At 70.9% G+C, this 3,788-nt stretch carries 5 protein-coding genes; 4 read left to right on the top strand and 1 reads right to left on the bottom strand.

The genetic code is table 11. The features are described from left to right. Nucleotides 1-434: helix-turn-helix transcriptional regulator (locus AC5RW2_RS41245; RefSeq protein ID WP_494075308.1), on the top strand; the 434-nt coding region annotated here is incomplete at its 5' end. Nucleotides 435-443: 9 nt separating this feature from the next. Here AC5RW2_RS41245 and AC5RW2_RS41240 read toward each other — a convergent pair. Then, nucleotides 444-1,259 (bottom strand): ankyrin repeat domain-containing protein, encoded by an 816-nt coding sequence (locus AC5RW2_RS41240; RefSeq protein WP_494031262.1) that lies wholly within the window; start codon nucleotides 1,257-1,259, stop codon nucleotides 444-446. A gap of 43 nt (nucleotides 1,260-1,302) precedes the next feature. Here AC5RW2_RS41240 and AC5RW2_RS41235 point away from each other — a divergent pair, with 43 nt between their 5' ends. From AC5RW2_RS41235 to AC5RW2_RS41225, 3 genes are all read left to right on the top strand, one after another. Continuing rightward, on the top strand, nucleotides 1,303-2,397 hold the full coding sequence (locus tag AC5RW2_RS41235) for a WD40/YVTN/BNR-like repeat-containing protein (RefSeq protein WP_494031261.1): 1,095 nt from the start codon (nucleotides 1,303-1,305) through the stop codon (nucleotides 2,395-2,397). Beyond that, nucleotides 2,394-2,705 carry a MoaD/ThiS family protein gene (locus AC5RW2_RS41230; protein ID WP_494002591.1) on the top strand — a complete coding sequence of 104 codons (312 nt, stop codon included), beginning with the start codon at nucleotides 2,394-2,396 and terminating at the stop codon, nucleotides 2,703-2,705. The genes AC5RW2_RS41235 and AC5RW2_RS41230 overlap by 4 nt, the downstream gene beginning before the upstream one ends. 142 nt (nucleotides 2,706-2,847) lie before the next feature. Further along, nucleotides 2,848-3,783, top strand: a complete 936-nt coding sequence (locus AC5RW2_RS41225) for an AfsR/SARP family transcriptional regulator (RefSeq protein WP_493986738.1) — start codon at nucleotides 2,848-2,850, stop codon at nucleotides 3,781-3,783. The last annotated feature ends 5 nt before the right edge of the window (nucleotides 3,784-3,788 follow it).

Genomic DNA, 3,788 nt, shown 5'->3' with positions numbered 1-3,788 from the left:
ATGCCCCGGCGCAGGCCAGTGCCCTGGACCGGCTGCTGGACCTGCTGCTGATTTCCGTGCTGCGCGCCCACCTGGCGGAAACCGACGGCGGGGCCGGCTGGCTGCACGCACAGCGGGATCCGGTGATCGCCCGGGCCGTCGGACTCCTGCACGAGGACCCGGCCCGCCCGTGGACGCTGGCGGTCCTGGCCTCGACGGTGGGCATCTCGCGGGCGGCGCTGGCGCGGCGGTTCCACGCCCAGGTGGGCCAGCCGCCAATGACCTACCTGGCCCGGTGGCGGCTGGCGCTGGCCGCGGACCGGCTGGCCGATTCGGACGCTACCGTTGCCGCGATCGCCCGCGAGGTGGGGTATTCCAGCCCCTTCAGCTTCAGCATGGCGTTCAAGAAACACTATGCGGTCAGCCCGCGCGACTACCGGGCGCGGACTGCCTGAACGCCGCCGCTACAGCCCCATGGCCGTGCGCAGCTGCTGCGCCACAGCGACCTGGCCCAGGATCTCCGCGTTCTGCAGTGCGGTGAGCCCGCGCGCGTCCGGAACGGTGAGGTCCGCGCCGGCGTCGATCAGCTGCTGGATCACGTCCTGGTGCTGCGGGCCGCCGGTGCCGTAGACCACCGCCTCATGCAGCGCGGTCCAGCCCAGGTTGTTCACGTGGTCCAGGGGCACACCGGCGGCGATCAGGATCTGCACGGTGCTGCCGTAGCCGTGCTCGCAGGCCGGGATCAGCGCCGTGCCACCGAACCGGTTGAGGCTGGTCACATCCGCCCCGTGGGCCAGGGTCAGCCGCAGGATCTCGTCGAACCCCTCCGCCCCGGCGTAGAGGAAGGCCGAGTCCTGGATGCTGTCCTTGGCGTTGACGTCCGCGCCGGCCTCGATCAGCGCCCGGGCCGCCTCGAGGTGGTTGTTCTTCGTGGCCACGACCAGCGGTGTCTGGGCCTGGGCATTGCGGGTTTCCAGTTCCGCTCCCTGCTCCAGCAGACTGACGACGGCGGCAGCGTCGTTGCCCGCGGCCGCCGCCAGCAGCTCCTGGTTCAGGACCGCCAGCTGCGCCGGGTCCGGCGCGGGAGGCGCCGGCGGCGGTGCCGTCTGTATCGGCGCCGGGGCCGGCGAGCCGGATGCGGAGGCGGGTGCCGTCGTCGTACTTTGCGGGCTCTCCGGGGCGGAGTCCGGTGCGGGGTCGCCGGCGGGTGAGCAGGCGGCGAGCACGATGGCGATTGCCAGCACCGCAGCGCTGGTCCGGATTCGATGGCGGGGGATCATGGACCTATTGTCGCCGCGCCGACGGCGATGATCGAATAGGTACATGGGTGCCCAAAACGTTGTCCTTGCCATCGGCACGAAGAAGGGGCTGTGGCTCGCCACCAGCCAGGACCGGAACACCTGGTCCCTGTCCAAGCCGCGCTTCCTCATGGAAGAGATCCCCAGCATCGGGATCGATACCCGAGCCGGACGCACCCGGATCATGGTCGGTGTCCGGTCCGAGCACTGGGGCCCGACGGTCGCGCACTCGGACGACTTCGGCGTCACCTGGACGGAGCCGGAGCACGGCGCCATCCGCTTCCCCGAGGATACCGGCGCGGCGGTGGAGCGGATCTGGCAGCTCCAGCCGGACGCCGAGGACCGGCCCGGAGTCGTCTGGGCCGGCTGCGAGCCGATTTCGGTCTGGAAATCGATCGACGGCGGCGACCACTTCGAGCTGGTGCGTGGGCTGTGGGACCACCCCCACCGCGAGCACTGGGGCGCCGGTTACGGCGGCGCCGCGGCGCATTCGGTCCTTCCGAGCCCGGCCAATGAGAACACCGTCCACGTCGCCATGAGCACGGGCGGTGTGTACCGGACGGACGACGGCGGCCGGTCCTGGCGGGCGCGCAACAGCGGCATCTCGGCTTATTTCCTGCCGGATCCGAATCCTGAATTCGGCCAGTGCGTGCACAAGATCGCCCGGGACAGTGTGGTGCCGGACCGGCTCTACGCGCAGAACCACCACGGCGTGTACCGCTCGGACGACAATGCCGAAACCTGGAGCTCGATCGCGGACGGGCTGCCGTCGGACTTCGGCTTCGTGATGCTGACCCATCCCCGCCGGGCGGGCACCGCCTGGGTGATCCCGCTGAAGGCGGACAGCGAGCGGATCCCTCCGGACGCCCGGCTCGCGGTGCACCGCACCGGCGACGCCGGCCGCACCTGGACGCAGTTGGACCACGGGCTGCCCGTCCAGGACTACAACGCCGTCCTGCGCGACGCCGCGACCGTGGACACGGCGGAGCCCGTGGGCGTCTACTTCGGCACCCGCGGCGGCTCCGTCTACGCCAGCGCGGACGAGGGCGAAACGTTCACGGAAATCGCCTCCCACCTGCCGGACGTCCTCTGCGTCCGCGCGGCAGTGGTGGAGGAATGAGCAGCATGGCCGGCGGAACCGAGCCCGGCATCACCGTACTGATCCCTGCCCTGCTGGCCTCCACCGTCGACGGGCAGCGCGAGGTCCGGATCCCGGTGGACGGCTCTGCCACCGTCGCGGACCTGCTGGACACGATCGGAGCAGAGTATCCGGTCTTCAACCGGCGGGTGCGGGACGAGACCGGCGCCCTGCGCCGCCACGTGAATCTCTATGTGGACGGCGAGGAAGTGCGCAGGCTCGACGGCACGGCCACCCAGGTGCACCACGGCCAGGAAGTTCTCATCATCCAGAATGTTGCCGGCGGCTGACGCCTGGCTGGCGGCCGAGCAAGCCGTCCGGGTGTGAACTGCACCCTAAATTTGGGGGTGGGGGTCCACCCCACGCGGGGCTTTGGGCGGTTGTTTGCAGGCGCCATGATTGAAACATCAAGATTCCTTGAGGGGGGACATCATGGAAAAGCCAGCAGCACAGACACCGCCGCAGCCGATCACCGTCCGGCTGATCGGCAGCCTGCACATCCGGCGCGGAGACACCGAACTGAGCGCCCACAGCCTCGGCGGACCCAAGCCCCGCCAGATCCTGGAGATCCTGCTGCTGCACCGCGGCACCCCGGTCTCCAAGGACCGGCTGATCGAACTGCTCTGGGCCGGCAACGCCCCGGCCGAGGCCCTGCCCACCCTCGAATCCTACGTGTCCGTGCTGCGCCGCAACATCCAGCCCGGCCACGCCAAAACCGGACCCCTGCGCACCGCCACCGGCGGCTACCTGATCGACCGCACCCTGCTGGACCTGGACCTGGACCGCTTCGACGCCCTGCTGCGCGCCGCCGAGGCGGCCGCCCCCGAGGCCGCCTACCCGCTGCTGTGCCAGGCCCTGGAACTGGCCGGCGAACCGCTGCTCGGGGACGAACTGACCCCCGAATGGGCCGGCACCGAACGCGCCGCCCACGCCGCCCGCGTCACCGCCGCCACCGTGGCCGCCGCCGAAACCGCCCTCGGCCTCGGCCACGCCGACGAAGCGATCGTCTGGGCCAGGGACGCCCTGGCCGCCGACCAGCTCAACGAACGGGCCTGGACCGCCCTGATCCTGGCCATGGAGGCCGCCGGCCGCTACGCCGAAGGCCTGCAGGCCTACGAAAAATGCCGCCGCACCCTGCACCACGAACTCGGCTGCGCCCCCGGCCCGGCCCTGCGCGCCGCGCACGCCCGGCTGCTCAACGCCACCGCCGACGCCGACGGGGAACTCTCCGACGCCCTCTCCGCCCTGCTCTACCTGCACGAACAGCTCAGCCACACCAACCAGCACAAAAGCACCCCGCAGGCCTCCGTCCGCGCCGCCGGCAACATCCTGAACAAATTCCTGCACAAAGCCATGGCCGCCGCCTGATCGGC

It is taken from the genome of Arthrobacter sp. B0316-1-20, assembly GCF_059091865.1.
Note: the sequence above shows the minus strand (reverse complement) of the source record. Positions and strands in the feature narration are given on the sequence as shown.

Excerpts from the sequence above, each read along its gene's own strand:
- AC5RW2_RS41240 (WP_494031262.1), bottom strand. The coding sequence starts at position 1,259 with ATGATCCCCCGCCATCGAATCCGGACCAGCGCTGCGGTGCTGGCAATC.
- AC5RW2_RS41235 (WP_494031261.1), top strand. The coding sequence starts at position 1,303 with ATGGGTGCCCAAAACGTTGTCCTTGCCATCGGCACGAAGAAGGGGCTG.
- AC5RW2_RS41230 (WP_494002591.1), top strand. The coding sequence starts at position 2,394 with ATGAGCAGCATGGCCGGCGGAACCGAGCCCGGCATCACCGTACTGATC.
- AC5RW2_RS41225 (WP_493986738.1), top strand. The coding sequence starts at position 2,848 with ATGGAAAAGCCAGCAGCACAGACACCGCCGCAGCCGATCACCGTCCGG.